A 24,197-nucleotide genomic window follows, 5' to 3' on the forward strand; every position below is an offset into this window, starting at 1 on the left:
CTCAGAAGGGAACAATCATGACGAAATCATCGTTTTTCGCATCCGCCAGCGCCCTTTGCTTCGGTCTCCTCCTGAGCCTCGGCGCCGGCTCGCAGGCCAATGCGGCCGCCAAATGCATCAAGGGCGACCGCAAGGCGCCGTACACGATCGGCTGGGCCAACATTTATTCAGTGCCGACCTGGATGAAGCAGACACAGGGCACGATCGAAGCCGAAGTCGAGGCGTTGAAGAAGCAAGGACTGGTCGACAAGCTTGTCGTGACCGACGCCCAGGGCGACGCCAACGTTCAGATCCAGCAGATCCAGTCGATGATCGATTCCGACGTCGACGCCATCATCCTGATTGCCGGTTCGTCGACCGCGCCGGCGCGTGTGCTGGCGGACGCTTGCGCCAAGGGCATCGCCATCATCAACTTCGATAGCCTCGTCGACACCGACCAGGTGACCGCCAAGGTCAACACCGATTCCGCCCAGTGGGGCGATCAGGCGGCCAAGTTCCTGATCGACGCGATCGGCGGCAAGGGCAAGATTCTGATCCTCAACGGCCCGGCCGGCGTTTCGGTCAGCGACGATCGGCGCAAAGGCGCTGACGCGGCGCTTAAGGCCCATCCTGACGTTACGGTCCTTGCCGAGACCAACACGCCCTACAATGTCGCGCCTGCACAGGAAGCCGTCACCAGCCTGCTGTTCGCCAATTCCGAGATCGACGGAATTCTGTCGCTCGGCGGCGCCTTGTCGGCGGGTGCGGTACTCGCCCTCGACAAGCAGGGCCGCGAACAGGTGCCGATCACCGGCGAGAATGCCCGCCAGTTCCTCGAACTCTGGAAGGAAAAGGACCTCAAGAGCTGGGCGACCATGCAGCCGAACTGGCTCGGCGCCTTCGCCGCCTACACCGCCGTCCAGGCGCTGGAGGGAAAGGATGTGCCGGCTTTCGTCAAGATCCCGCTGCCGGTGATCGACAATTCCAACATCGATCAGTACCTCGCCCGGGCGGCCGATTTTCCGGCCGACGGCTACATCTATTCGCCCTACGACGAGGAGCTGTTCAAGAAGCTGCTGGCTGAACAATAAGCCTGAAAGGTCGCAGAAATTGGTGGCCACTGCTCCGCTTCTTGCCGCGCGGGGGGTCTCGAAGTCCTTCTTCGGCAACCCCGTCCTGCGCGACGTTTCCATCGCTCTCCAGCCGGGCCGCGTGCATGCGCTGCTCGGCGAGAACGGCGCCGGAAAGTCGACGCTGATCAACCTCTTGTCCGGTGCCTTGCGCCCGGACGGCGGGGCGATCGAGGTCAACGGGCGCCCGGTGTCGCGCATGACTCCCGCCTATGCGCAACAGGCGGGGATCGCGGTTGTCCAGCAGGAACTCAGCCTTACGGCCAGCCTCTCCATCGCCGAAAACATCGGCCTTGGCGCCTATCCGCGCCGGTTCGGTTTGCTCGACTATCCCGAACTCGCCGTGCGGGCCAGGGCAGCATGCGATCTTGTCGGGCTTCACGAACCGCTCTCGATGCCGGTCGGACATTTGTCGCTTGGCCGCCGGCAGATGGTGGAGATAGCCAAGGCGCTTTACCGCCGGCCGCGCGTGCTCATTCTCGACGAACCCACTTCGTCGCTTTCGGCAACCGAAACGAAAGTCCTGACGGAGTTGCTGGAGAGGCTGCGCGGCGAGGGCATCGCTATTCTCTACATTTCGCACCGGCTGAACGAAGTCATGGCGCTGTGCCAGCATGTCACGGTCCTGAAGGACGGCACCTGCACGGCGGACCGCACGCTGGAAGGAACCGACGCCAGCGGACTGGTACGGCTGATGGTCGGCCGCGACCCCGGCGACCTCTTTCCGCATTGGCAGCCTTCGGCATCGGCTGCCAACGCCATCTCGGTTCGCAATTTTTCGGCCGGCCTGATGCGCGGCGTCGATCTCGACGTCAGGACGGGTGAGGTGCTTGGCATCGGAGGCCTGGTCGGGCAAGGGCAGGAAGATTTGCTGCTCGGCCTCTACGGTGCCATTCCGGCGAGGACGGCATCCGCGACCGTCAACGGTGCTTCGGGTCTGCCCGCCGGTGTGCCGAAGGCCAACGCGCTTGGCCTCGCCTATGTCCCGGCCGACCGCAAGCGCGAAGGCCTGCACCTGATCCATTCCATCATCACCAACATGATGCTGCCCGCTTTCGCAAGACTGCCGGCGCTGAAGCTGCGCAGCCGCCGTGCCGAGCGTGAGACGGCAAGAGGTCTCGCCGTCCAGCTTGGCATCAAGGGCGACCTCGGCCGGCCGGCACAGGCCCTGTCGGGCGGCAACCAGCAGAAGGTCGCGCTGGCGAAATGGATGCCGCACGACCCACTTGTGCTTCTCCTCAACGACCCGACACGCGGCGTCGATGTCGAGACCAAGCGCGAAATCTATATGATGCTTCGCAACTTCGCCGCCGCCGGCAAGGCGGTCGTGCTGCTCAGTTCCGACACACCCGAACTGGTGCACCTTTGCGACCGCGTCGCGGTGGTCCGGGAGGGCCACATCGTGGCCATGCTCGAGCGCGGCGCACTGAGCGAGGAAGCGATCGTTTCCGCCGCGATGGGCGCCGAACAGCGCAAGGTGGCGGCATGAGTACTGTGGGCTCCTCAAGGCAAGCCGGCGCTCTCTACTGGCCGGTTCAGCTGCGCCGCAATGTCGGCGTGCGGGGCCTGTTCGCCGTGGTCATGGCGTTCCTCGTCGCCTATGGCGTCCTCTTTCCCGGCCTCTTGACCGGTTCCGGCTTCGCCAAATTCACCCAGAGCTGGTTTCCGCTGGCGCTGGTCGCCATGGCCCAGGCGATCCTCATGCTTACCGGCGGTATCAGCCTAGCCATCGGCGCAATGGTCAGCCTGGGCGCGGTGATCGCCGCGACGATAATGACTGGGCCGCTGGGCGTAGCCGGCGGTGCCGCTGCGGTGGCGCTGACCGGTCTCGGCATCGGTGCCGCGACCGGGTTCATCGTCGTAAAACTTCGGTTGCCGGCTATCGTGGTGACGCTCGCCGGTTCCTTCATCATCGGCGGTGCTGCGCTGCTCATCCTGCCGAGACCCGGCGGCGCCATTCCGGAGTGGCTGTCGGACCTGCTCGCCGGCAACACGCCCGCGGCCTTCGTGCTGCTGGTGCTCATCGTCCTTCTGTGGAAGCTCTATCTCGCCACGCCGCTTGGTTTGAGCCTCTATGCCGCCGGCGAGAATCCGGTCGGCGCCTACCGCTCCGGCGTGCCGGTCGACGGCGCCCGGATCGCCGCCTACGCGATCAGCGGTCTGCTTTGCACAGGCGCCGGTCTGTTCGTCGCCGCGCAAACGGGTTCGGGCGATCCGGTCATCGGCACGGCCTTCACGCTGAATTCCATCGCCGCCGCCGTGCTCGGCGGCATCGGTTTCCTCGGCGGGCAAGGCACGATGCGCGGCGCTCTTGCCGGCAGCCTGCTGCTCAGCCTGATGATCAGTGTCATGTTCTTCCTCGGCTTCACGCCGGTCGCCCAGTATGTCGCCCAGGGCCTCATCATCATCGGGGCGGTCGCCATCCCGCAATTGCGCAAGGTGCAGCAATGACAGCATGGAAAGTGACTGTTGGCGGCAGACGCGCCCTGACAATCCTGCGCAGCCGGCCCTTCCTCACGGTCGCCATCGTAGCAGGGGTGTGGATCGTGGCCAGCTTCGTTTCGCGCGGCTTCGGCGCCTATGGCCATTTGCGCTATCTGGTCGAACTGGCCGCGGTCATCGGCCTGGTTGCGGCGGGCCAGACCTTTGTAGTCATCGCTGGCGGCATCGACCTTTCCGTCGCGGCGATCGTCACAGTGAGCGCCGTCAGCCTGCCGCTGCTGTCGTGGCAGGCGGATCCGACCGGGCTCACCGCCGTCCTTGCCGTCCTTGCATTGACGACGACAATCGGTTTGGTGAACGGGCTGGGCGTGGCGCTGTTGCGCGTTCATCCGATGATCATGACCCTGGCAATGGCGACATTCCTGCAGGGTCTTCTGATCATCATCGCCGGCGGCAGCGCCGTGACCGCCGAAAACCCGCTGGTGCGATGGCTCGGCAATGCGCGGCCGGCCGGTATTCCCGCAGGCGTGCTCTTGTGGGTGGCCGTCTCCGTGATCGTTCTGACCGCAATGCATGCCACATCCTTTGGCGCACGGCTCTTCGCCATGGGCGCCAACCCACTCGCCGCGGCACTCTCCGGCGTTCCCGTCGCCTCGACCACCCTGGCGGTCTACGGCATCAGCGGCTTCACTTCAGGGCTTGCGGGCGTGCTGGTGCTCGGCATGAACGGACAGGGCTATGTCGGGATCGGCGATCCCTATCTCCTCGCCTCGATTGCCGCCGTGGTTCTCGGCGGCACCTCGATCCTTGGCGGGCTCGGCACCTATGCCGGCACCATCCCCGGCGCCATCCTGCTGGTCACAATCACGGCTCTGATCACCGTCGTCAACGCATCGCCCGGCTGGCGCAGCATTCTGTTCGGTTCGCTGATCCTGGGGCTGCTGCTTCTCTCAGGCAGGGAGCAGGCCCGCCGATGACATACCGTCCAGCCGGTAGATGCGCCTTGCATTGCCGAAGAACAGCGCCGTCTGCTCGTCTGCGGAAAGCTCCCCGGCAATGGCCTTGAAGCTGTCATATACCGCATCAAACGACGCGTGCAGACCGGCCACCGGGAAGTCACTGCCGAACATCGCGCGCCGCGTGCCGAAACAGTCGATGCAATGCATGGCAACCGGCTTCAGGCTGTCGAGCGTCCAGTCATGATCGTAGGCGACCAGATCCGATATCTTGATGGCGACGTTGTCGCGCTCCGACAAAAGCCGAAGCGCTTCGCGCCACGCCCGCATTCCGTCGGCGTCACGGTCGATCGGGCTGCCGCAGTGGTTGAGGACAAAGAGCTGGTTCGGATAGGCCGCTGCGAGCCGCGCGGCGCCGGCGAGCTGGCGCGGAAACACCATCAGATCGAAAGTCAGCCGGTAGCGGCCGAGCAGGGACAGGCCGGCGCGCCAGGCCGGATCGTCCATGATGCCGTCACGGGCAGCGAAACGGCGGGCAGGGTCGGGATCCCAGCTCAGTATGTCGCGCACGCCGACGACACGGTTGAATGCCGCCTGCGCCTCGACCAGCGCCGGCGCTTGGCGGTTCGCCAGCGGGACGTGAACGACGTAGCGGGCGGCCACACCGCGCGACTTGTCGAGCGTTTCAAGCCACCGCGTTTCGCCGACGCAGTCATCCCCGGCCCAACCGGCTTCGACATGAACGGTGGCGACGACATTATGCCGGCTGGCGTCGCGCAAATAATCCTCAGGAAGATAGTTTCGCCGCAAGGGGCCAAGCTCGCCCAGGCCGCCGCGTTCGCCAGCCGTTGTGGCGAGCCATGGATGCCGGCCAAGACCGAAATCCCAGAGATGATGGTGGGCATCGATGATCGGTCCGGAGTAAGATTTTGGCACGCATCTCTCTCATGCTGTGGCCGGCATCGGAAATCGGTCCGGGCTTCATCCTGCGAAGGCGAAAGGACTAGCATCGGATGACCGAAAACTCACCCGTAGTGTCGCTCGCGACCCGTGAAAATTTCCTGCTCGACGACCGCATTCGCGGCGTGCCGCCCGGCACCTTCGGGCTGGCCAGCAGCCTTGTCGCATCTGAGCGCTGGCATCCGGCTGATGGGCGCATGTCGTTGCCGGTGCTGACCCTCGACGAGGAGGCCTTCATCGCCAATCGCGACCTGTTTCTGCGCTACGCACGCGAACAGGGCGCCATGATCGCGCCGCATGCCAAGACCCCGATGGCGCCGGACCTTGCTCGATCGTTGGTAGAGGCCGGAGCATGGGGCACGACCGTCGCGGATATCAGACAAGCCGCGGTGATGCTCAGGGCCGGCCTCACACGGCAGATCATCGCCAACGAGGTCGGTGGATCCGGTGGCGCGAACCGGCTCGCTGCCCTTGCCGGTGCCTGGCCAAGCGCCGAGCTCTTCGTCTTCGCCGACTCTGTCGCCGCCGTGAATGCACTTGCCGGCGCCTGGCGGGCCAATGCGACGCTGCCGCCGTTGCGCGTGCTCGTAGAACTCGGTGCGGGGAGGGCAGGCGCCCGCACCACGACGCAAGCCGAGGCAATCGCCGATGCAGTAACAGCTGCCGGCGGGCGGCTGCTGATCGCCGGCGTCGCAACCTACGAAGGTGCCGCGGCGCAACCCGACCCCGGCCGCACCGACCAGGTGATATCCGCCCTGCTAGCAATGACCGCCGACATGTTCCTGCGGCTCCGCGCCCGCGTCGGCGGCATTGCGCCGCTGATCGTCACGGCCGGCGGCTCGGTATTCTTCGACAAAGTGGTCGCCGCGCTTTCGCCCGCCGTTTCCAGGGACGGCAATGCGACGCTGGTGTTGCGCAGCGGCGCAATCTTCTTCCACGACCATGGCAGCTATGATCGCTCGCTTAGCGCACTCGATGCCCGCAAGGGCTTCGCGGTCGGCGGCGTCAGCGTTTCCGCACGAAACTCGTTTCGTCCGGCTTTGCGCCTATGGGCCGAAGTGCTGTCGCGGCCGGAGCCCGGCCTTGCCATATGCGGCATGGGCATGCGCGACGTGTCGTTCGATCAGGGCTTTCCAATGGTGCTCGCGGTCTTCCGGGCCGGCAAGCCGCTGCCGGTACCGCGCGCCGAGGTCTTCAAGCTCAACGACCAGCACGCCTTCCTGTCGATTGCACCCAGCGACGACATTGCCGTTGGCGACGTCGTTGAATTCGGCATCTCCCATCCCTGCACCTGCCTCGATCGCTATCGCGTGATCTTCGGCGTCGACGCGGCCGGCCATGTCCGCCACGCCTTTCCCACCTATTTCGGCTGACCGGATCTTGCGGCGGCCCTAGAGAACCTTGAAAGGATCCAATATGATCAAGTATTTCCAGTCCGGTGCCCGCATGTCGCAGGCGGTCGTCTATGGTGGCCTCGTCCACATCGCAGGCCAGGTGGCCGACAATCGCAAGGCCGGCATCGAAGGCCAGACCAGCGATGTGCTCTCAAAGATCGAGGCGCTTTTGGTCGAGGCCGGCAGCAGCAAGTCGAAGCTTGTGGCGGTCAACATCTTCCTGCCGCAGATCGGCGACTTCGACGCCATGAACAGCATCTACGATGCCTGGGTGGATCCTCAACGCCTGCCGGCGCGGGCCTGCGTCGAGGCGCGTCTCGCCGATCCCGACCTCCGCATCGAGGTCACAGCGATCGCCGCCGTCTGAGTTGCCGCCATGCACACCGGCCTCACCCATACGCTCGACTTCGACTGGGACGGCAAGACATCAGGCCACCTCAGTATTCCCTTCTCGATAGACCGTTCGCCCTATTTCCAGGTCAAGGTCCCGATCTGCCTCATACGCAACGGCGAAGGCCCGTCGCTGCTTCTGATGGCCGGCAATCACGGTGACGAATATGAGGGCGAGCTGTCGCTGGCAAAGCTGATCCGCCGGCTCGATCCCAAGCAGATCAAGGGCCGCGTTACCATTCTGCCGATGGCGAACGCACCGGCGGTCATGGCCGCCAAACGCTGTTCGCCGCTCGATGGCGGCAATCTCAACCGCGCCTTTCCGGGCGATCCGTCGGGCAAGCCGACAAGCCGGCTTGCCAATTTCCTGGAGACGGAACTGTTCCCCCGCCACGACGTCGTCTTCGATATTCATTCGGGCGGCACCTCGATGGAGCATCTGCCAACGGCGCTTGTCGAGCGCCATACCGATCCCGACCGCCACAGGCGCGGGGTGGAGCTGATGCGGGCGCTCGGCATGCCGTATGGGTTCGTGGCCGACAATGGTCAGGCCTCGCCGACCTCCATGGGCGCAGCCCGCCGGGCCGGTGCCATCGGCGTCAGCGGCGAGTTCGGCGGCGGCGGCACCGCCACAGTCGACACCATGGCGATTACCGCTCGCGCGATCGACAGTCTGATGATTACCCTCGGCGTGATCGAAGCGCCGGTCCTTGCGCCTGAGTCAAAGCCTTCGGCGCCGACGCGACTGCTCTCGCTTTCCCGGCACAGTCAGGGCCTCTATGCCACCCGCCGCGGCTGGTTCGAACCCGACGTCAGGCTCGGCGACGGCGTGAGCGCCGGACAATTGGCCGGCTGGTATCATGACCTCGAACGGCTCGATCTTGGCGAGGAAGCCCTGCATTTCGCCGAAAGCGGTATCGTACTTTCGCGCCGGCTGCACACGATGTGCGAGGCGGGAGACTGCCTCATGCAAGTCGCCGAACCGGTGGAAGGCTGACGGGAGCCAATCGGCGTTTGTCTGCCGCGTCACTCCAGAGGATTGAGGTTATTTCATGCAGCTTTCGATGTGGACCTATCCCTGGGATGTCCAGGATTTGGGCTTGGAGATGGTCGAGCGCGATCTCGCTGAGCGTGCCGGACTCAACATGATCAGCTTGGCGACGTCCTATCATGCCGGCCGATTCCTGCAGCCGCGCAGCCCGCGCCGCAAAGCCTATTTCCCGGAGGACGGCACGATCTACTTCAAACCAACCACCGCGCGATGGGCCGATCTCGTGATCCAGCCCAAGGTGGCGGACGTGATCACGGAAGGTGGCGACGTTCTGGCCGAGCTTGTCCAACGGCGCGAGGCAGGCGGCCTCCAGGTGTCGTGCTGGACGGTCTGCCTGCACAACACCCGCCTCGGCATGCTTTATCCGCAGGCCGTCACCCGCAACGCCTTTGGCGACCCCAATTATTACAATCTCTGTCCATCACATCCGGATGCACGCGCCTATGTCCGTGCGCTAGCCGCGGATATCACCCATACTTACAAGCCGGACAGAATCGAACTTGAAAGCCCGTCCTTCATGGGCTTTGCCCATGAATACCATCACGAGAAGGACGGTGTCGGGCTGATGCCGGAAGACGACTTTCTCCTGTCGCTGTGCTTCTGCCCGTCCTGCCTCGCCCGCGCCGCCGGTGCCGGCATCGAAGCCGAGGCGGCGCGTGAGCTCGTCGAGCAGTGGATTGCCGAGGCGTGTGAGCGCGCGATGCCTGAACGGCGTTTTCCAGAATTTCCCGCAAGTGGCCTCGACACCTTTCTGCCCTGGCCGCAACTCCACGCCTATCTGTTGTGGCGGTTCGAGCCGGTGACCAGTCTTGTCGCCGAGCTACGCGAGGTTGCCGATCCGGGGACACGTGTCCTCATCATCGACCTGAAAGACGGCTGGCTCGGCGGCTGCGATCTGGCAGCGCTGGGCAAGGTCTGCGACGGGGCGATCCTGTGTGCCTACGACATGCAGGCCGGCGACGTCGCAGGCCTGACGGCGGCCGGCCGCACCGCGCTCGGAGCAGAGAAATTCCTCGGCGTCGGTTACCGACTCTTTTATCCGGAGATGGCGGGTCCTGAAATCCTCGCCGCCAAGGTGAAACCGGCGTTGGCGCCGGACGTCGACGGTATCAATTTTTACAATTACGGGCTTGTTCCCGCCGCACGACTCGATTGGGTGCGTGCAGCACGAGCTGTTTGAACAATCGATCCGTGTGCCGCAGTCTAGCTGTTAGCCGGCTTTGCCGTAAGCGCTCATATGCAGCTGCCCTGCCACATTGCGTCGCGACGAGAGGCGCGCGACCTGCCCGCCTTGTTGAAGGTTTAAAGGTGGTCGGTGCGCGAGTGGAGGCGGCAGTCGCAGAACGGTCTGATCTCCACCGACCCCGAAGCCGGCAGCAGGCTGAGAAATATCGCCGCTGCCTTCGACAGCGTCCGGCGTGAAGAAAAACCCGACAGCACGGACCATCGCCGCGTCTGATGAGTCCCGACGAAATCTGTTGGGGCCACTGCACTACCTGTTCGCATCGCGAGGTCTCCGGCAGTCGCAAGCGCTTGGTGACGCCTGCCACTCACGGTGCAACTTTCGAACACGCGCGATTACGGATCGCTTACGGCATTCGGCGTGACAGCCTCGCCGAGCATCGCTGCTACGATTTGAGGTCGCGCTGACGTTGCCGGCGCGAACGGCCGGTCGTTCAATCGGCCGGGACGCTTTCCAGTCGCTCTCCGCCGGCTTTTGCGATGAAGCTGCGCCAACCGCCATAGGCCGAAATGTCGATAGCTCGTGACAACCCGGCGGTCTCGACCAGAAAGCCCTTGGCCGATGTCCCGTCATCGAGCTCGATCGTGCCGATGCCGAGCGGCGGCGGGATCGCGGCGACGAAGCGCCCGAAGGCAGCCGCTGAAAGCCGCCAAACCTCGACCTCCATCGACTTGCCGTTGCCATCGGCAACACGCACGAGCCCAGGCTTCGGCACGGATTGGCCGGCGAGTGCGTAGAGCTGATAGGAAGCAACCGTCCTGGCGGCTCTGCTCAATCGCGCGCCAAGCGCGCAGAGCTGGCCGTTGAGCGGCATTCCCGACAGATGCGCGCCGACGACCACGAGCTCGATCATGCCGTCATCGAGGTCAGGGGCCTTGGCGACGCTGGCAGGCATCGCCCAATCAGTCGCGCCAAGGTCGAGACCGCTGGCTGCCTGCAGCTCGCTGGCCAGCGACGCCGTCAGGGCGTCCTTGCCGGCGGCGGCAAGCAAGGTAACGCTCATCGGCAGACCGTCGTCTCGCTTGCCCGTCGGTACGGCGACGCCGCACATGTCGAGCAGATTGACGAAGTTGGTGTAGGTGCCGAGCCGGCTGTTGGTCACGATCGGATCGGCCAAGACGACGTCGACCGTGTAATGCGTCGGCGCCGTCGGCACGCAGAAGAGGTCGACTGAGGCGATGACCGGCGCGAGCCTGGCCTTGTAGGCCTGCAGCGCATACAGGCCCTTGAAGGCGTCCGCTGCTGAAAGCTTACGCGCCCCGCCGATGATTGTGCGCGTCACCGGATGCATGACCGCTTCGTTCGCTTCCATGAAATCTGCGATCGCCGCATAGCGCTCGGCCACCCAGGCGCCTTCGTAGAGAAGGTTGGCGGTGGCGTAGAAATTGCCGAAGGGGATTTCGACCAACCGGCAGCCGAGCTGTTCCAGCGTCCGCAGCGCCGTTTCGAATCCCGCCTGCATGGCCGCATCGCCAAAAAATTCCCGGTCCGCTTTTGCCGGAATGCCGACAGATAGCACGGGTGGACGCGGACCGAGTGACGCGATGGAGCGCGAATAGGGATCTTCGTCATCCTTTGCTGCCGCGGCCCTGAAGACGCTGTAGGCGTCATCGACGGTGAGCGCAAAGACGGAGACGCAGTCGAGCGTGCGGCAGGCCGGCACGACGCCGGCAGCCGACAGCGCGCCGACGGTCGGCTTCAGTCCGACAATGTTGTTGAGGCCGGCGGGTATGCGGCCGGAGCCGGCGGTATCGGTGCCGAGCGCGAAGGAAACGATACCGCGCGCCGTCGCCACCGCCGAGCCGGACGAGGAGCCGCCTGGCACCAGTTTCGGATCGATCGCGTTTCTCGGGACCGGATAAGGTGTGCGCATGCCGACCAGGCCGGTGGCGAATTGGTCGAGATTGGTTTTTCCGACGACCAGTGCGCCGGCCGCCCTCAGACGCGCGACGACGGTGGCGTCTTTCGCCGGCAAATAGGCATATTCGGCGCAGCCGGCCGTGGTAGGCATGCCGGCAACATCTATGTTGTCCTTGACCGCGAACGGCACGCCCCAGAGCGGCTTTGTCACCGGATCGAATCCGCCGAGTGCTTCGGCTTCGGCGAGCAGCTCCGCCTTGCTCGCCAGATGGATGAAGATGCCGGGATCGTCCGCTTCCGAAATGCGCTGAAACACTGTTTCAATCACGGCTCTAACCGACATGCCGGAGGCATAGGCCGCGTGCAGGCTGCCGATATCGAATCGGATGTCGTTCATTTCGCCTCGCCCAGAATGACCACCGGCAGGTTCCACTGGATCAGCACGACGCAACCGTCTTTCGTCCACACCGAATGCTCGGTCCCGACCGGGTTCAGGATCACGCTTCCGACAGGATAGTCGCCGTTCTCGTCGCTCTGTGTGCCATCCAGCACGACGATGGTTTCCAGCCCGACATGGCGGTGGCGTGGCACGCCTGCGCCGGGCCGATAGTTCAGGATCGCGACGGACGGTTCCACCGGTCCGCCCTTGAGCAGCCAATGCGCCGTGATGCCGTCGCGAAAATGCTCGAATGCCAGATTGCGCCAGCTCCCATCGATGAGAGCCGGATATGCAATGTTAGGCATCGGCAATTCCCTTGAGCACCTGGTTTGTCGTCGCCGTCCAGCCGACGATCGCGCCCTGCGCCCTGATCATGGCCAGCGCGGCCGCCTTGAACTCCGGAAAGTAGCTCTCCGTCGCATCCTCGGCCAGCAGGCACTCATAGCCGCGGTCGTTGGCCTCGCGCATCGTCGTCTGCACGCAGACTTCTGTCGTGACTCCGGCAAAGACGAGTTGCTGCGCGCCGAGCCGCTTCAGGTCCTCGCCGAAGCTGGTGGCGTAGAAGGCGCCCTTGCCGGGTTTTTCGATGACGATTTCGCCAGGCAACGGAGCAAGCTCGTCGAGGATCGCCGTTCCCGGCTCGCCGACGATCAGCACACGACCCATTGGGCCATCATCGCCAATCCTGATCGACGGATTGCCGCGATTGCGCTTGGCCGACGGCAGGTCCGAAAGGTCTGGTCTGTGGCATTCCATTGTGTGGATCACCGGCAGGCCGGCCTCCCGAAATCCCTCGATAAGCCTCTTCACCGTCGGCACGATCGCCATCACCCGGCTGACGTCATTGCCGAGGCCGGCGCCGAAGCCGCCCGGCTCGGCAAAATCGCGCTGCATGTCGATGACGACCAGCGCCATCGCCTCAGGCTTGAAGGCAAACGGAAACGGCAGCGCATCGATCTCCGCCATCAGTGATGTCCGGCCATGTATTCGCCGATCGTCTGCACGCTCGCCTGCGCGATCGGTGTCTCATAGACCAGCGCGCCATCGGACATGACGAAAATGCGGTCTGAAAGCTCAAGCAATTCATCGAGGTCTTCCGACATCAGCAGCACCGCCGCGCCGGCGTTGCGCGCCTTCATGATACGGGCGCGGATTTCGGCGACGGCGGAGAAATCGAGGCCAAAGCAGGGATTCGACACGATGAGAAGATCGACCTCGCCGGTCAGTTCGCGGGCGAGCACAGCGCGCTGCACATTGCCTCCGGACAGCGATGAAATGGGCGAGGCGAGCGAGGCCGTCTTGACCTTGAACTGCTCGACCAGGCGCGTCGCATAGTCCCTGATGGCACTCATCTTGATCCAGTTGATCGGCTTGCCGGCCTCGTTCAGGTCGAAGGTGCGGAAAGCCATGTTTTCGGCCACCGTCATCCTCGGCGCACAGGCATTGCGCAACGGCTCCTCCGGGATGAAGCGCACATTGAGCGTGCGGGCCTCGGCGCGGCTGGCGCCATAGGGCGATCCCTTCACCAGAACGTCGCCGGCATCACGCCTACGCTGCCCGGCAAGGACTTCCAAAAACTCCTTCTGGCCGTTGCCCGAGATGCCGGCAACGCCGACGATCTCGCCGGATTTCACATCGAGTTCGCCGATATTGATGGTCTTCAGACCGGTGCGGTCGGGCGCCTTCAGCGAGTTCACCGTCAGTACCTGCCTGGCATCGACCGGCACTGGAGCGCGCGAGTCGAGCGCGGCAATCGGCTGGTCGCCGATCATCATCGCCGCCATCTGCTTGTGAGACAGCTCCGATACTGTCCCGGTTCCGGTCAGCCTGCCTTTGCGCAGCACCGTGATGTCGTCGGCAAATGCCGTCACCTCGTGGAATTTGTGCGAGATCATAAGCACGGTGAGGCCGTCCGCCTTGGTCATGTCGCGCACGAGGCCGAGCACTTCCTGCGCCTCGCCGGGGGTGAGCACCGACGTCGGCTCATCCAGCACCAGAAAACTGCGGCCGAGATAAAGCTGGTTGATGATCTCGAGCTTCTGTTTTTCGCCGGCGGCAAGTTCCGCCACCTTGACGTCGAGCGGCAGCTTGAACGGCATCCGCTCCATGAATTGGGCAAGTGCCGCGCGCTCCTTGCGCCAGTCGATAATCCCCGGCACCTTTTCGCGCGAAATGACCAGGTTCTCCGCACCCGTGAGCGACGGGACGAGGGTAAAATGCTGGTAGACCATGCCCAGGCCCAGCGCCGAGGCATCCTTCGGACTGGCAATCCCTACCTCGCGCCCGTCGACCAGAATGTCGCCGGAGGTCGGGTGATAAAAACCCATGATGCATTTGACCAACGTCGACTTGCCCGCGCCGTTTTCGCCAAGCAGCGCATGAAACGATCCCGCGGGCACCTTGATCGAGACGTCGTCGAGCGCGGTGAAGGCACCGAAGCGCATGCTCATGCCGTTCGTCTCGACGCCGACGGCCTTCTTGCCGCTTTCACGCATCACGACATCCTCATGGCAACTGGGCAACGAAGGACACCGAGTTCGACACCGCGCCGAACACCCCGCCTTGCATCTTGATCATCTTGATCGCGGCGAGATGATTGCCGTGGTCAGTCGCCCCGCAGCAATCCTCCAGCATCACGCATTCGAAACCGCGGTCGTTGGCTTCGCGCATCGTCGTGTGCACGCAGACGTCGGTGGTGATGCCGGTCAGCACGATGTTTTCGATGCCGCGCTGGTTGAGGATCAATTCGAGGTCGGTGGCGCAGAACGAGCCCTTTCCCGGCTTGTCGATGATCGGCTCGCCTTCGGCCGGATAGAGGTCGGGGATGATGTCCCAGCCCGGCTCGCCGCGCACCAGGATGCGCCCGCAAGGTCCGGGGTCGCCGATGCCGGCATTGATGCGGCGCGAGCGCCAGCGCTTGTTGGCCGGCAGGTCGGCGAGATCGGGCCGGTGGCCCTCGCGCGTGTGGATGATGGTGTAGCCCTTCGCCCGCATGGCCGACAGCACCGACCTGATCGGTTCGATCGGCGCCCGCACCAGCGAGAGATCGTAGCCCATATGGTCGACATAGCCGCCCGGCCCACAGAAATCGGTCTGCATGTCGATGATGATCAGCGCCGTGTTGTCGGGCCGAAGCTCGCCATTGTAGGGCCATGGATAGGGATCGGCGTCGATGTAGCGCTGCGTGAGCTCGGCTCTGGCGTTCATTGAGCAAAACTCCTGTCTGGAAACGTCATTTGGTGATCGACAGTTCGCCCGGCGCGCCGGCCAGCGAACGGGTCGGCGACGAGGTGGCGATCATGATAACGAGGGTGAGAATGTAAGGGGCGGCGTAGAACAGATAGTAGCCTTGCGTGACGCCGACCGATTGCAGCGCCGGCCCGAGCGCGCCGGCACCGCCGAACAGCAGCGCGGCGGCAAAGCAGCCGAGCGGGTTCCAGCGCGCGAAGATGACCAGCGCCACTGCCATCAGCCCCTGGCCCGACGAAATCCCTTCGGTCCAGCTGCCGGGATAGTAGAGCGACAGATAGGCGCCGCCGATGCCGGCCAGCGCGCCGCCGATGCCGGTGGCGATGAGGCGCACGGTGTTCGGGTTGAGGCCGATGGCGCGCGCGGCGTCGGAGCTGTCGCCGACCACGCGCACGATTAACCCGGCGCGGGTGTTGCGGAAAGCCCACCACAGAAACACCGCAAGTGCTGCGCCGATCAGGAACAGCACGTTGACGTTGAGCGCCGCCTGCACCTGCGGAACGTCGGACCAGCCGCCAAAGGGGATGGCCGGCAGGTCGGGCGCCGAGGGCTGGATGAATGGCTTGCCAAAGAAGAAGGCGAGACCCGAGCCGAACAGCATCAGCGCAATGCCGATGGCGATGTCGTTAACCCCACGGAATTTGCAGATCCAGCCGTGGAACAGGCCGAAACAAAGACCGGCGACTGCGGCAGCCAGCAGACCGAGCCATGGCGAGCCGGTCATCACCGCAACGGCATAGGCGGTCATCGCGCCGAACACCAGCGTGCCTTCGAGGCCGAGATTGATGCGCCCCGAACGTTCGGTGATGGCTTCGCCCAGCGACACGAAGATAAACGGCGTCGAGACGCGGATGGCGCCGCCGAGCATGGCAAGGGGAACGCCCCAGAGGCCGATCTCGGTTGCGTCCATCAGGCAGTCCCCTTCAAGAGATCGGGCCTCTGCCAGAGGTCGGGATTGAAGGCCTTGAAGCGGCCGTAGAAGGTTTCGCTGAACAGAATGACGACGAAGAGCATGCCTTGCAGCACCAGCACGGTGGCGTCGGGCAGATCCATGCGGCGCTGGATCAGACCTCCAGAGGCGTCGATGCCGCCAAGCAGGAAGGCAACCGGAATGATGGCGAGCGGATTGTGGCGGGCGAGGAAGGCAACCAGGATACCGGTATACCCATAGCCGGCGGCGAGCGAGGCGTTGGCGCTGCCTTGCACGGCGGCGACTTCCAGCATGCCGGCAAGGCCGGCGAAGCCGCCGGCCAGCGCGGTGAAGCCGACGATCAGCGGTCCGACGGCAAGCCCCTGCACCTGGGCTGCCCTGACATTGCCACCGGCAATGCGGGCGGCGAAGCCCCAGCGGGTCTTTTCGATCAGCAGCCAGGACAGAACGCAGGCGATGACGCCGACGACCAGGCCCCAATGCACGTCCATTCCCGGAATGTTGCCGATGCGGTAGGCCTCCGCCAGCGACTCGGTCGAGGGTTTGTTGAGCGAGGCGGGATCGCGCAGCGGTCCTTCCACCAGATGGTTCATCAAGGCGATGGCGATATAGGCCATCAAAAGGCTCGATATGGTTTCGTTGACGGCACGGTAGTGGCGTAGCGCGCCGACGGCACCGATCCAGATGCCGCCGGCGGCCAGGCCCGCCACGCCCATGGCAAGAATAACGAAAAAGGCGGGGGCGCTGCTGGTGGCCACGCCCATCGCAGCGGCGGCAACACCGCCCAGCACGATCGCGCCTTCGCCGCCGATGACGACGAGGCCGAGCCGGGCCGGCAGTGCCACGCAGAGCGCCGCAAGCAGCAAGGGTGCGGCCCGCGACAGCGAGTTCTGGATCGAGAACCACGAGCCGAAGCCGCCGCGCCACATCGTTTCATAGAGCTGCACGGGTGACTTGCCGACCAGCGCGATGAACAGGCTGAACAGGGCCATGCCGACGATCAGTGCCGCGAGCGGGATGACGAAGGCTTCCGCCCGCCGGGCGATCCATTCGAGCGCCGTCGGATAGCCCTGGGCGCCGTGCATCACCGGTACCCCCGCACTGCTCACCGTGTCTGCCATGGCCGCCGTCTCCGATCCATCAAGCAGTAGAGCCGACGACACCCTCGACGAGATAGTCCATGCTTTCCAGCTCGATCGCGGCCTCGACGAAGGTCTGGCCCTCGGTTGCGACGACGTCGCCCTTATTGTTCTTCAACGGACCCTTGATAACGGAAAAGCCGCCCTTCATCATTTCGGCGAGCGTGCCGTCGAACTGTGCGCGCGCCGCCTCGCTGACGGCGGGGCCGAGCGGGCTCATCTTGACGAAGCCGTCGGCCAGTCCGCCGCGCGTGAAATTGGGCAGCGGCTTACCGGCCACGAGGTCGTCGACGAACATCTTGTAGACCTTCGCCCAGTTCCATTCCGCGCCGGTCAGATATTTTTCGGGCGCCAGCGGGCTCTGATTGGCATGGTAGCCGCAGATGAAGGCGCCGCGTCCCGCCGCCGTTTCGACCACCACTTTCGGGCTGTCGACATGACAGGTGATGACGTCGGCACCCTGATCGACCAGCGCATTGGTGGCTTCCGCCTCCTTGACCGCCAGCGACCACTCGCCGGTGAAGATCACCTGGCAGGTGATGGCCGGGTCGACCGAGCGTGCGCCGAGCAGGAAAGAATTGATGTTGAGCAGGACCTGCGGAATCGGCTTTGCCGCGACGAAGCCAAGCTTCTTGGTCTTGGTGGCGTGGCTGGCGGCGACGCCGTTGAGATACTGGCCCATACCGATATAGCCGAAATAGGAACCGGCATTCATCGGATGCTTGTCCTTGTTCCACATGCCGCCGCAATGGCGGAACTGCACGTCGGGGAATTTCGCGCACATGGCCAGCATGTGCGGATCGAAATAGCCGAACGAGGTCGGGAAGATCAGCGAGGCGCCGTCGAGGTTGATCATCGATTCCATGGACTTCTGGACATCGACCGTCTCGGGGACGTTCTCCTCCTCGACCACGGAAATGCCCTCGATGGCCTTCAATGTGGCGGCTCCCTCGGCATGCGCCTGGTTGTAGCCGTAGTCGTCCTTCGGTCCGACATAGATGAAGCCGACAGTGACGGCAGCGGCGAACGCCCTGCTGATCGGGAATGACGCCGAGGCCAGACCGAGTGCCGCTCCGGCGGCGGAGGTCTTGAGCAGCTCGCGGCGGCTAAGCATGAATCTCTCGGTCATGTGAATGCTCCCTGCTGGACCCTTTCCGGGTCGATTAATTTCCTTCTCAGCAAAAGTGCATGCAATCGCCGTGCCAGTTCAAAAGCTAGAATTTATCCAACAAAATCAGTTCATGTGCCGATCCGCCGTGCTCAAGCGAAAGGCAATTGCATGCACTTTTTGCCTTTCAGTTAGCCAGTTTGACATCTAGATTAAAATAGAGGCATAGAGGACGCGCCCGAGTCGAAACTTCCGGCGAGCCACTTGCCGCACGGCCGGGAAAAAGACTGGACGGAGGAGAATTGTCGGGGAAGCGCAGCTTGATCAGGTCGGGCACGACCGTCGATCAGATGGTGAGGGCGATCGGCGACCGGATCGTCACTGGCTTCCTGCGCCCCGGCGAAAAGCTCGACGAGGCCTCGCTCGCTGCCCGCTTTGACGTGTCGCGCACCCCCGTCAGGGAGGCGCTTGGCCGGCTGAGCGCCATGGGCCTGGTCGAAAGGCGGCCCAACCGTGGCGCCACCGTCGCCGTGGTGACGCAGGAGCATCTCGCCTCGATGTTCGAGAGCATGGCCGAGCTTGAAGCGATCTGCGCGCGGTTCTCGGCCGAGCGCATGACCGCCGGCGAACGTCGCGCGCTCGAAATCGAGCATCAGGCATCGGCGCGCCTTGTGCAGCTGGGTGCGGAGGAGGACTACGAGTATTTCAACACGGAGTTCCACACCCGGCTCTATCGCGGCGCGCACAGCAAGCACATCCATGAACTGACCGTCATGACACGAAGCCGGCTGGCGCCGTTTCGGCGCGCGCAATTCATGCTGCCGGGCCGTCTGGCCAAATCCTGGCAGGAGCATGACGTCATCGTTACCGCAATCATGCGCGGGGACGGCGCTGCCGCAGGACAAGCAGCCAAGGATCACGTCTCGATCGTCAGCGAGGCGAGCGCCGTCTTTGCCGCGGTTGACCCGATAAGGTCGGGGACAGATTCGATCGGGATGTCTTCCTAGCAATCAGGCAAAAATGCCCAATTCGTCGGCGATGCGATGATTTTCGCGTCACTGGTGCAGGTGCTCGAAGCAGCGCTGGCCAACAATTGCCGGATATCTGGCATAATTCGGCTTTGGCATGCTCCTTGCTTCGTAGATGGTGTGCAGAGCGTCTAGGGTTCCGGCCGCGACAAAGCGGTGCTGGTCCAAGAGATGCGACCGCCAAGGGTGCACTGAGGCATCCGGCGGAACACGGCGGGCCAAAATCCCGGGAGAACCCTGCACGGGTTTGCTGGCGCGAACCTCTCCCGGATGCGCGCTCCGTAAACCCCAACATAAAGTCCGGACGCAATCCGGATCGCGAACAGGGGTACGCAATGCTTCGCAAGCTGGCCGCAATCATCCTAGCCGCATCACTCAGCCTTCCCATGATATCCGCCGCCGACGCGGCGCCTAAGAAAGACTTCAAGATATGCTGGTCGATCTATGTCGGCTGGATGCCGTGGGGCTATCTCTCCGACAGCGGCATCATGAAGAAATGGGCCGAAAAAAACGGCATCAATGTCGAGATCACCCGCATCAACGACTATGTCGAAAGCATCAACCAGTATACGGCCGGCGGTTTTGACGGCTGTTCGATGACCAACATGGACGCGCTGTCGATCCCCGCAGGCGGCGGCGTCGACACCACCGCCGTGATCATCGGCGACTTCTCCAACGGCAACGATGCCGTGATCCTCAAGGACAAGGCCGCGCTCGCCGACATTGCCGGCCAGAAGGTCAATCTCGTTGAGCTCTCCGTCTCGCATTACCTGCTGGCGCGGGCACTGGACACGGTCAAGCTCGCCGAGAAGGACATCACCATCGTCAACACGTCCGACGCCGACATGGTCGCCGCCTATGGCACCAGCGACGTCACCTCGGTTGTTACCTGGAACCCGCTGGTTTCCGAGATCGTCGCCATGCCGGGTGCGCACAAGGTTTTCGATTCCTCGCAGATTCCCGGTGAGATCATCGACATGATGGTCGTCAACACCGAGACGCTGAAGGACAATCCGGCATTGGGCAAGGCACTGGTCGGCGCGTGGTACGAAGCGATGGAGCTGATGACCTCCGACACGCCGGAAGGCAAGGCAGCCAAGGAGGAGATGGCCAAGGCGACCGGCACGGATCTCGCCGGTTTCGACGCGCAGCTCGCCTCGACGGCAATGTTCTTCGACCCGGCCAAGGCGGTCGAGTTCACCAACGGCACCGAATTGCCGAAGACGATGGATCTGGTCCGCAACTTCCTGTTCAGCCACGGTATCCTCGGCACCAATGCGACGAGTGTCGACGTGGTCGGCATGAGCTTTCCAGACGGATCCACGCTGGGCGACGCCAAAAACGTTAAGCTGCGTTTCGATCCAGCCTTCATGGCCGAGGCCGCAACCGCAACGCCCTGACGCGACATGCTGGCCAAGGAAATGAGTGCCAGGGATGAAGCCTCCGAGACGGGCGGGGAGGGCACCACGCGCCCTTCTCCGCCAAGGCCGAAGGTGCGCCTTCGCATGATCAATGCGAAGGTCTCGCGCGGCAGCGCCTTGTCCCTCGGCGGCCTGCCGTTCTTGTTCGTGGCGATCGCCTATCTCGTCGCCTCGGCGCAGCGGCTGGCCGTCAATCCCAGTGACAAGCTGCTGCCTTCGCCGCCACAGATGTGGTCGGCCTTTCTTGACCTTGCGACGGTTCCGGACAAGCGCTCGGGCGACCTTATCCTGTGGGTCGACACCTATGCCAGTCTCCTCAGGCTGTTCGCGGGCGTCGGCGTGGCCACGTTCGCCGCGCTTTCGCTCGGCATCGCCATCGGCTTCATCCCGCGGGTGCGGGCCTTCCTGCTGCCGTTCGTCACCGTCGTTTGCGTCATCCCACCGCTGGCGCTGCTGCCGATCCTGTTCATCGCGCTCGGCCTCGGCGAAACCGCCAAGATCACACTGATCGCCCTTGGCGTCGCGCCGGTGATGGTGCGCGACATCGCCAATCGGGTGATGGAATTGCCACCAGAGTTGGTGGCCAAGGCGCAGACGCTTGGCGGCAACAGCTGGACCATGGTCTTGCGGCTGGTGCTGCCGCAAGTCATGCCGCGCCTCATCACTTGCGTGCGGCTGGCGCTCGGGCCGGCCTGGCTGTTCCTGATCGCCGCCGAAGCCATCGCCTCGACCGAAGGGCTGGGTTACCGCATCTTCCTCGTCCGCCGCTATCTCTCGATGGACGTCATCCTGCCCTATGTCGCCTGGATCACCCTGCTTGCCGTCATCACCGATTGGCTGCTGGTGCGGCTTTCGCGCGCGATCTCTCCTTGGGCGCATCCGGTGGAGGCCAGATGAGCCGCATCGTCGTTCACGGACTGGAAAAGAGCTACGGCGATGCCCGCGTGCTCGAGCGGGTCAATGTCACCGCCGAAGCCGGCGAATTCCTGTCGCTGGTCGGTGTCAGCGGCTGCGGAAAATCGACGTTCCTGCGCATCCTGCTCGGCCAGGAGCAGCAGAGCAGTGGCGTCGTCATCGTCGGCGATGGCCCAATCGTTCCAGAGCCGACGCCGCAGCGTGGCATCGTCTTTCAGCGCTATTCGGTGTTTCCGCATCTGACCGCCCTCCAGAACCTTCTGGCGGTCGAAGACTTTCGCTCGGGCGGGCCGTTTGGCCGCGTCTTCGGCGCCAGGCGCAGAAATGCCAGGCAAGAGGCCGAAGCCATGCTGGCGCGGGTCGGCCTTGCTCATGCGCGCGACCTTTATCCCGCATCGCTCTCCGGCGGCATGCAGCAGCGGCTGGCGATCGCGCAGACCTTGCTCGGCAGGCCGCAGATCCTGCTTCTCGACGAGCCTTTCGGTGCGCTCGATCCCGGCATCCGCGTCGAGATGCACGATCTGCTCACCGAGCTCTGGACCGAGCACGGCATGACGGTTGTGATGGTCACCCACGATATCGGCGAAGCCTTCAAGCTCGGCACCCGCGTGCTGGTTTTCGACAAGGTGCGCCACGATCCGCAGTTCCCGTCCGCTTACGGCGCGACGATCACCTACGATTTGAAGCTCGATCGCAAGACCCGGGCTTCCTCCCATCACTTGGCCAAGGTGGCCGCGATGGTCGGGACGACCCGGCCGGATCCAGCAATGGCGACGACGGCGTCGTAACGGAGACCGTGAATGTCCAGAAATATCCCCGAACGCAGCCACCGCCGGGCAGGGCTCGTCGCCCGTGAGTCCAGGGAACGCTTTCACCACCCCGATTTCGACGCCCGCGGCACGCAGGGTTGGAAGTCGATCGAGGCCGAGGGCAAGCTGTCGGAAAGCGGCTGGCGCAAGGAGCAGCAATGGGCGCTCGACATGGGCCTGCCGGGATCGGAGTCGATCGTCGACAAGTCGATCCCGACATTCGCGCGCGGCGAGCTGCCGCATTTCGCCGGCATCAACACCTTCCTCAAGGCGCCCTATGTCGAGAACGTTCGCGATGTCGGCAAATACGATGCAGCCGTCATCGGCATTCCTTTCGACAGCGGCACCACCTACCGGCCGGGAACCCGCTTCGGCCCGCAAGGCATTCGCCGCATCTCGGCGCTCTACACGCCGTACAATTACGAGCTCGGCGTCGACCTGCGCGAGCAGATGACGCTGTGCGACGCCGGCGACGTCTTCACCATTCCCGCCAACCTCGAAAAGAGCTTCGACCAGATCACCAAGGGCGTCAGCCATGTCGCCTCGTCCGGCGCGCTGCCGATCATGCTGGGCGGCGACCATTCGATCGGTTTCCCTTGCGTGCGCGGCATTGCCGACGTGACCTCGAAGCGCATCGGCATCATCCATTTCGATCGCCATATCGACATTCAGGAAAAGGATCTCGACGAGCGCATGCACACCACGCCGTGGTATTGGGCGACCAACCTGCCGAATGTCTCGGCGACCAATCTCGTGCAGCTCGGCATCGGTGGCTGGCAGGTCCCCCGCTACGGCGTCGCCGAGGCGAGGAAGCGCGGCACCAACGTGCTCACCATTGCCGACATCGAGCAGATGGGCCTCGAGAAGGCGGCGGAAGTCGCGCTCGAACTCGCATGGAAGGACACCGACGCCGTCTACATCTCTTTCGACGTCGACAGCCTCGATTGCGGTTTCGTGCCCGGCACGGGCTGGCCTGAGCCGGGCGGCTTCCTGCCGCGCGAGGCGCTCAAGCTGCTTGGGCTGGTGACGGCTCCAGGCATTTGCGGGCTGGAAGTGGTCGAGGTTTCGCCGCCTTACGACACGTCGGACATCACGGCCCTGTTCGGTGTGCGTGTCGTCGTCGAAGCGCTCGGCTCGATGGTCGCCCACGGCAATCTCGGCAAGCACAAATCGATCATCGACAAACCGGTGAGTTTTTGACCATGCACGATGATCACCACCACAGTCACGATCATGGCGATGGCCATCATCATCACGGGCAGAACGGCCATGACCATCCGCACGCCCTCGGCCACAACGGGCCCGCGGGCAAGCCGCTGCAATGGCAGACGCCGCATCTGCCGGACCAGGCTCACGAGCCGCCGGCCGATCCAGCGGCGGTCGACCTCGACCTTGTTGAAACCGCCTTCCTCGAAGGCTTTGCGCGGGCGCCGGACCCATCCAGCTTTCTGCGCCTGGCCGGTATACCCTTTGTCGGCGAGAGGGCGGACGGCGTGCGGCTTCATCTGCTTCGCGTCGAGACCGAGGATCTGGTCGATGTCGGCGCGGTCATGCCGCTCGTCGGTGGCACCGGCGTCGCCTATCACCCGTTGCCGGCGCGCCTGACATCGCACCGCCGCCGCCTCGCTTTCATCTATCACGATGGCAGTGAGCAAAAGCCGCTCGGCTTCGCCGCGGCGCGCGCGCTCGCGGACCGTTCCGCCGCTTCGCAATTCACCGTTCCCGGGCACTAAAATCAGAACCCGTCACTCTC

Annotated in this window: 23 protein-coding genes; 14 read left to right on the top strand and 9 right to left on the bottom strand. The window is 64.1% G+C overall.

The window, feature by feature from the left end; genetic code table 11:
- The first annotated feature begins 17 nt into the window (after nucleotides 1-17).
- From EN807_RS24925 to EN807_RS24940, 4 genes are read left to right on the top strand one after another with little or no spacing between them, the layout of a single operon-like run.
- Nucleotides 18-1,070, top strand: a complete 1,053-nt coding sequence (locus EN807_RS24925; RefSeq protein WP_127315774.1) for a substrate-binding domain-containing protein — start codon at nucleotides 18-20, stop codon at nucleotides 1,068-1,070.
- 19 nt (nucleotides 1,071-1,089) lie between these two features.
- Nucleotides 1,090-2,598: a sugar ABC transporter ATP-binding protein gene (locus EN807_RS24930; protein ID WP_135937060.1), complete on the top strand. Its 1,509-nt coding sequence runs from the start codon at nucleotides 1,090-1,092 to the stop codon at nucleotides 2,596-2,598.
- Nucleotides 2,595-3,560, top strand: coding sequence for an ABC transporter permease (locus EN807_RS24935; protein WP_135937061.1), 966 nt, complete (start codon nucleotides 2,595-2,597; stop codon nucleotides 3,558-3,560). Before EN807_RS24930 ends, EN807_RS24935 begins: the two co-directional genes overlap by 4 nt.
- On the top strand, nucleotides 3,557-4,528 hold the full coding sequence (locus tag EN807_RS24940) for an ABC transporter permease (protein WP_189522573.1): 972 nt from the start codon (nucleotides 3,557-3,559) through the stop codon (nucleotides 4,526-4,528). Before EN807_RS24935 ends, EN807_RS24940 begins: the two co-directional genes overlap by 4 nt.
- Here the strand turns inward: EN807_RS24940 and EN807_RS24945 are convergent.
- Entirely contained in the window at nucleotides 4,502-5,443 is a 942-nt protein-coding gene (locus tag EN807_RS24945; RefSeq protein ID WP_135937062.1) for an amidohydrolase family protein, read from the bottom strand. The genes EN807_RS24940 and EN807_RS24945 overlap by 27 nt on opposite strands.
- Before the next feature lie 77 nt (nucleotides 5,444-5,520).
- On the opposite strand from EN807_RS24945, the gene EN807_RS24950 reads away from it, so the two are divergent.
- Genes EN807_RS24950 through EN807_RS24965 form a run of 4 tightly spaced genes read left to right on the top strand, consistent with a single transcriptional unit; the run spans nucleotide 5,521 to nucleotide 9,482 of the window.
- Nucleotides 5,521-6,840: an alanine racemase gene (locus EN807_RS24950; RefSeq protein WP_135937063.1), complete on the top strand. Its 1,320-nt coding sequence runs from the start codon at nucleotides 5,521-5,523 to the stop codon at nucleotides 6,838-6,840.
- A gap of 43 nt (nucleotides 6,841-6,883) precedes the next feature.
- On the top strand, nucleotides 6,884-7,228 hold the full coding sequence (locus EN807_RS24955; RefSeq protein ID WP_127315769.1) for a RidA family protein: 345 nt from the start codon (nucleotides 6,884-6,886) through the stop codon (nucleotides 7,226-7,228).
- Between the two features lie 9 nt (nucleotides 7,229-7,237).
- Nucleotides 7,238-8,248 (top strand): succinylglutamate desuccinylase/aspartoacylase family protein, encoded by a 1,011-nt coding sequence (locus EN807_RS24960; protein ID WP_135937064.1) that lies wholly within the window; start codon nucleotides 7,238-7,240, stop codon nucleotides 8,246-8,248.
- Between the two features lie 55 nt (nucleotides 8,249-8,303).
- Nucleotides 8,304-9,482, top strand: coding sequence for a hypothetical protein (locus EN807_RS24965; RefSeq protein ID WP_135937065.1), 1,179 nt, complete (start codon nucleotides 8,304-8,306; stop codon nucleotides 9,480-9,482).
- 496 nt (nucleotides 9,483-9,978) lie between these two features.
- On the opposite strand, the gene atzF is transcribed toward EN807_RS24965, so the two are convergent.
- From atzF to EN807_RS25005, 8 genes are read right to left on the bottom strand one after another with little or no spacing between them, the layout of a single operon-like run.
- A complete protein-coding gene (gene atzF / locus EN807_RS24970; protein ID WP_135937066.1) occupies nucleotides 9,979-11,802 on the bottom strand; it encodes an allophanate hydrolase in 1,824 nt (607 codons plus the stop codon).
- A complete protein-coding gene (locus EN807_RS24975; protein ID WP_135937067.1) occupies nucleotides 11,799-12,149 on the bottom strand; it encodes a cupin domain-containing protein in 351 nt (116 codons plus the stop codon). The genes atzF and EN807_RS24975 overlap by 4 nt, the downstream gene beginning before the upstream one ends.
- Nucleotides 12,142-12,810, bottom strand: coding sequence for an isochorismatase family cysteine hydrolase (locus EN807_RS24980; protein WP_135937068.1), 669 nt, complete (start codon nucleotides 12,808-12,810; stop codon nucleotides 12,142-12,144). Before EN807_RS24980 ends, EN807_RS24975 begins: the two co-directional genes overlap by 8 nt.
- Nucleotides 12,810-14,339, bottom strand: a complete 1,530-nt coding sequence (locus EN807_RS24985; protein WP_135937069.1) for an ABC transporter ATP-binding protein — start codon at nucleotides 14,337-14,339, stop codon at nucleotides 12,810-12,812. The genes EN807_RS24980 and EN807_RS24985 overlap by 1 nt, the downstream gene beginning before the upstream one ends.
- 10 nt (nucleotides 14,340-14,349) lie before the next feature.
- Nucleotides 14,350-15,051, bottom strand: a complete 702-nt coding sequence (locus EN807_RS24990) for an isochorismatase family cysteine hydrolase (protein WP_135937070.1) — start codon at nucleotides 15,049-15,051, stop codon at nucleotides 14,350-14,352.
- A gap of 25 nt (nucleotides 15,052-15,076) precedes the next feature.
- Nucleotides 15,077-16,003, bottom strand: coding sequence for an ABC transporter permease (locus EN807_RS24995; protein ID WP_135937071.1), 927 nt, complete (start codon nucleotides 16,001-16,003; stop codon nucleotides 15,077-15,079).
- Complete coding sequence (locus tag EN807_RS25000; RefSeq protein WP_246684346.1) at nucleotides 16,003-17,109, bottom strand: ABC transporter permease; 1,107 nt, start codon at nucleotides 17,107-17,109, stop codon at nucleotides 16,003-16,005. The genes EN807_RS24995 and EN807_RS25000 overlap by 1 nt, the downstream gene beginning before the upstream one ends.
- 55 nt (nucleotides 17,110-17,164) lie before the next feature.
- Complete coding sequence (locus EN807_RS25005; RefSeq protein ID WP_135937073.1) at nucleotides 17,165-18,292, bottom strand: BMP family ABC transporter substrate-binding protein; 1,128 nt, start codon at nucleotides 18,290-18,292, stop codon at nucleotides 17,165-17,167.
- Nucleotides 18,293-18,591: 299 nt separating this feature from the next.
- Here EN807_RS25005 and EN807_RS25010 point away from each other — a divergent pair, with 299 nt between their 5' ends.
- From EN807_RS25010 to EN807_RS25035, 6 genes are all read left to right on the top strand, one after another.
- Nucleotides 18,592-19,278, top strand: coding sequence for a GntR family transcriptional regulator (locus EN807_RS25010; RefSeq protein ID WP_127315759.1), 687 nt, complete (start codon nucleotides 18,592-18,594; stop codon nucleotides 19,276-19,278).
- 356 nt (nucleotides 19,279-19,634) lie between these two features.
- Nucleotides 19,635-20,699 (top strand): putative urea ABC transporter substrate-binding protein, encoded by a 1,065-nt coding sequence (locus EN807_RS25015; RefSeq protein ID WP_135937074.1) that lies wholly within the window; start codon nucleotides 19,635-19,637, stop codon nucleotides 20,697-20,699.
- Between the two features lie 105 nt (nucleotides 20,700-20,804).
- On the top strand, nucleotides 20,805-21,617 hold the full coding sequence (locus EN807_RS25020; RefSeq protein ID WP_127315757.1) for an ABC transporter permease: 813 nt from the start codon (nucleotides 20,805-20,807) through the stop codon (nucleotides 21,615-21,617).
- The gene (locus tag EN807_RS25025) at nucleotides 21,614-22,423 is read left to right on the top strand and encodes an ATP-binding cassette domain-containing protein (RefSeq protein ID WP_135937075.1); all 810 of its coding nucleotides are present in this window, start codon (nucleotides 21,614-21,616) and stop codon (nucleotides 22,421-22,423) included. Before EN807_RS25020 ends, EN807_RS25025 begins: the two co-directional genes overlap by 4 nt.
- Before the next feature lie 12 nt (nucleotides 22,424-22,435).
- Nucleotides 22,436-23,644 (top strand): agmatinase family protein, encoded by a 1,209-nt coding sequence (locus EN807_RS25030; RefSeq protein ID WP_135937076.1) that lies wholly within the window; start codon nucleotides 22,436-22,438, stop codon nucleotides 23,642-23,644.
- Nucleotides 23,645-23,646: 2 nt separating this feature from the next.
- The gene (locus EN807_RS25035; RefSeq protein ID WP_135937077.1) at nucleotides 23,647-24,177 is read left to right on the top strand and encodes a hypothetical protein; all 531 of its coding nucleotides are present in this window, start codon (nucleotides 23,647-23,649) and stop codon (nucleotides 24,175-24,177) included.
- The last annotated feature ends 20 nt before the right edge of the window (nucleotides 24,178-24,197 follow it).

It is taken from the genome of Mesorhizobium sp. M5C.F.Ca.ET.164.01.1.1 (genome assembly GCF_004792125.1).
Classification (GTDB): domain Bacteria; phylum Pseudomonadota; class Alphaproteobacteria; order Rhizobiales; family Rhizobiaceae; genus Mesorhizobium; species Mesorhizobium wenxiniae.

Bases quoted from the DNA above. Each gene is read 5' to 3' on its own strand.
- atzF (WP_135937066.1), bottom strand. From the start codon at position 11,802: ATGAACGACATCCGATTCGATATCGGCAGCCTGCACGCGGCCTATGCC.
- EN807_RS24980 (WP_135937068.1), bottom strand. From the start codon at position 12,810: ATGGCGGAGATCGATGCGCTGCCGTTTCCGTTTGCCTTCAAGCCTGAG.
- EN807_RS24925 (WP_127315774.1), top strand. From the start codon at position 18: ATGACGAAATCATCGTTTTTCGCATCCGCCAGCGCCCTTTGCTTCGGT.
- EN807_RS24960 (WP_135937064.1), top strand. From the start codon at position 7,238: ATGCACACCGGCCTCACCCATACGCTCGACTTCGACTGGGACGGCAAG.
- EN807_RS24950 (WP_135937063.1), top strand. From the start codon at position 5,521: ATGACCGAAAACTCACCCGTAGTGTCGCTCGCGACCCGTGAAAATTTC.
- EN807_RS24995 (WP_135937071.1), bottom strand. From the start codon at position 16,003: ATGGACGCAACCGAGATCGGCCTCTGGGGCGTTCCCCTTGCCATGCTC.
- EN807_RS25030 (WP_135937076.1), top strand. From the start codon at position 22,436: ATGTCCAGAAATATCCCCGAACGCAGCCACCGCCGGGCAGGGCTCGTC.
- EN807_RS25005 (WP_135937073.1), bottom strand. From the start codon at position 18,292: ATGACCGAGAGATTCATGCTTAGCCGCCGCGAGCTGCTCAAGACCTCC.
- EN807_RS24935 (WP_135937061.1), top strand. From the start codon at position 2,595: ATGAGTACTGTGGGCTCCTCAAGGCAAGCCGGCGCTCTCTACTGGCCG.
- EN807_RS25000 (WP_246684346.1), bottom strand. From the start codon at position 17,109: ATGCACGGCGCCCAGGGCTATCCGACGGCGCTCGAATGGATCGCCCGG.
- EN807_RS25020 (WP_127315757.1), top strand. From the start codon at position 20,805: ATGATCAATGCGAAGGTCTCGCGCGGCAGCGCCTTGTCCCTCGGCGGC.
- EN807_RS24975 (WP_135937067.1), bottom strand. From the start codon at position 12,149: ATGCCTAACATTGCATATCCGGCTCTCATCGATGGGAGCTGGCGCAAT.
- EN807_RS25035 (WP_135937077.1), top strand. From the start codon at position 23,647: ATGCACGATGATCACCACCACAGTCACGATCATGGCGATGGCCATCAT.
- EN807_RS25015 (WP_135937074.1), top strand. From the start codon at position 19,635: ATGCTTCGCAAGCTGGCCGCAATCATCCTAGCCGCATCACTCAGCCTT.
- EN807_RS25025 (WP_135937075.1), top strand. From the start codon at position 21,614: ATGAGCCGCATCGTCGTTCACGGACTGGAAAAGAGCTACGGCGATGCC.
- EN807_RS24985 (WP_135937069.1), bottom strand. From the start codon at position 14,339: ATGCGTGAAAGCGGCAAGAAGGCCGTCGGCGTCGAGACGAACGGCATG.
- EN807_RS24965 (WP_135937065.1), top strand. From the start codon at position 8,304: ATGCAGCTTTCGATGTGGACCTATCCCTGGGATGTCCAGGATTTGGGC.
- EN807_RS24940 (WP_189522573.1), top strand. From the start codon at position 3,557: ATGACAGCATGGAAAGTGACTGTTGGCGGCAGACGCGCCCTGACAATC.
- EN807_RS24955 (WP_127315769.1), top strand. From the start codon at position 6,884: ATGATCAAGTATTTCCAGTCCGGTGCCCGCATGTCGCAGGCGGTCGTC.
- EN807_RS24990 (WP_135937070.1), bottom strand. From the start codon at position 15,051: ATGAACGCCAGAGCCGAGCTCACGCAGCGCTACATCGACGCCGATCCC.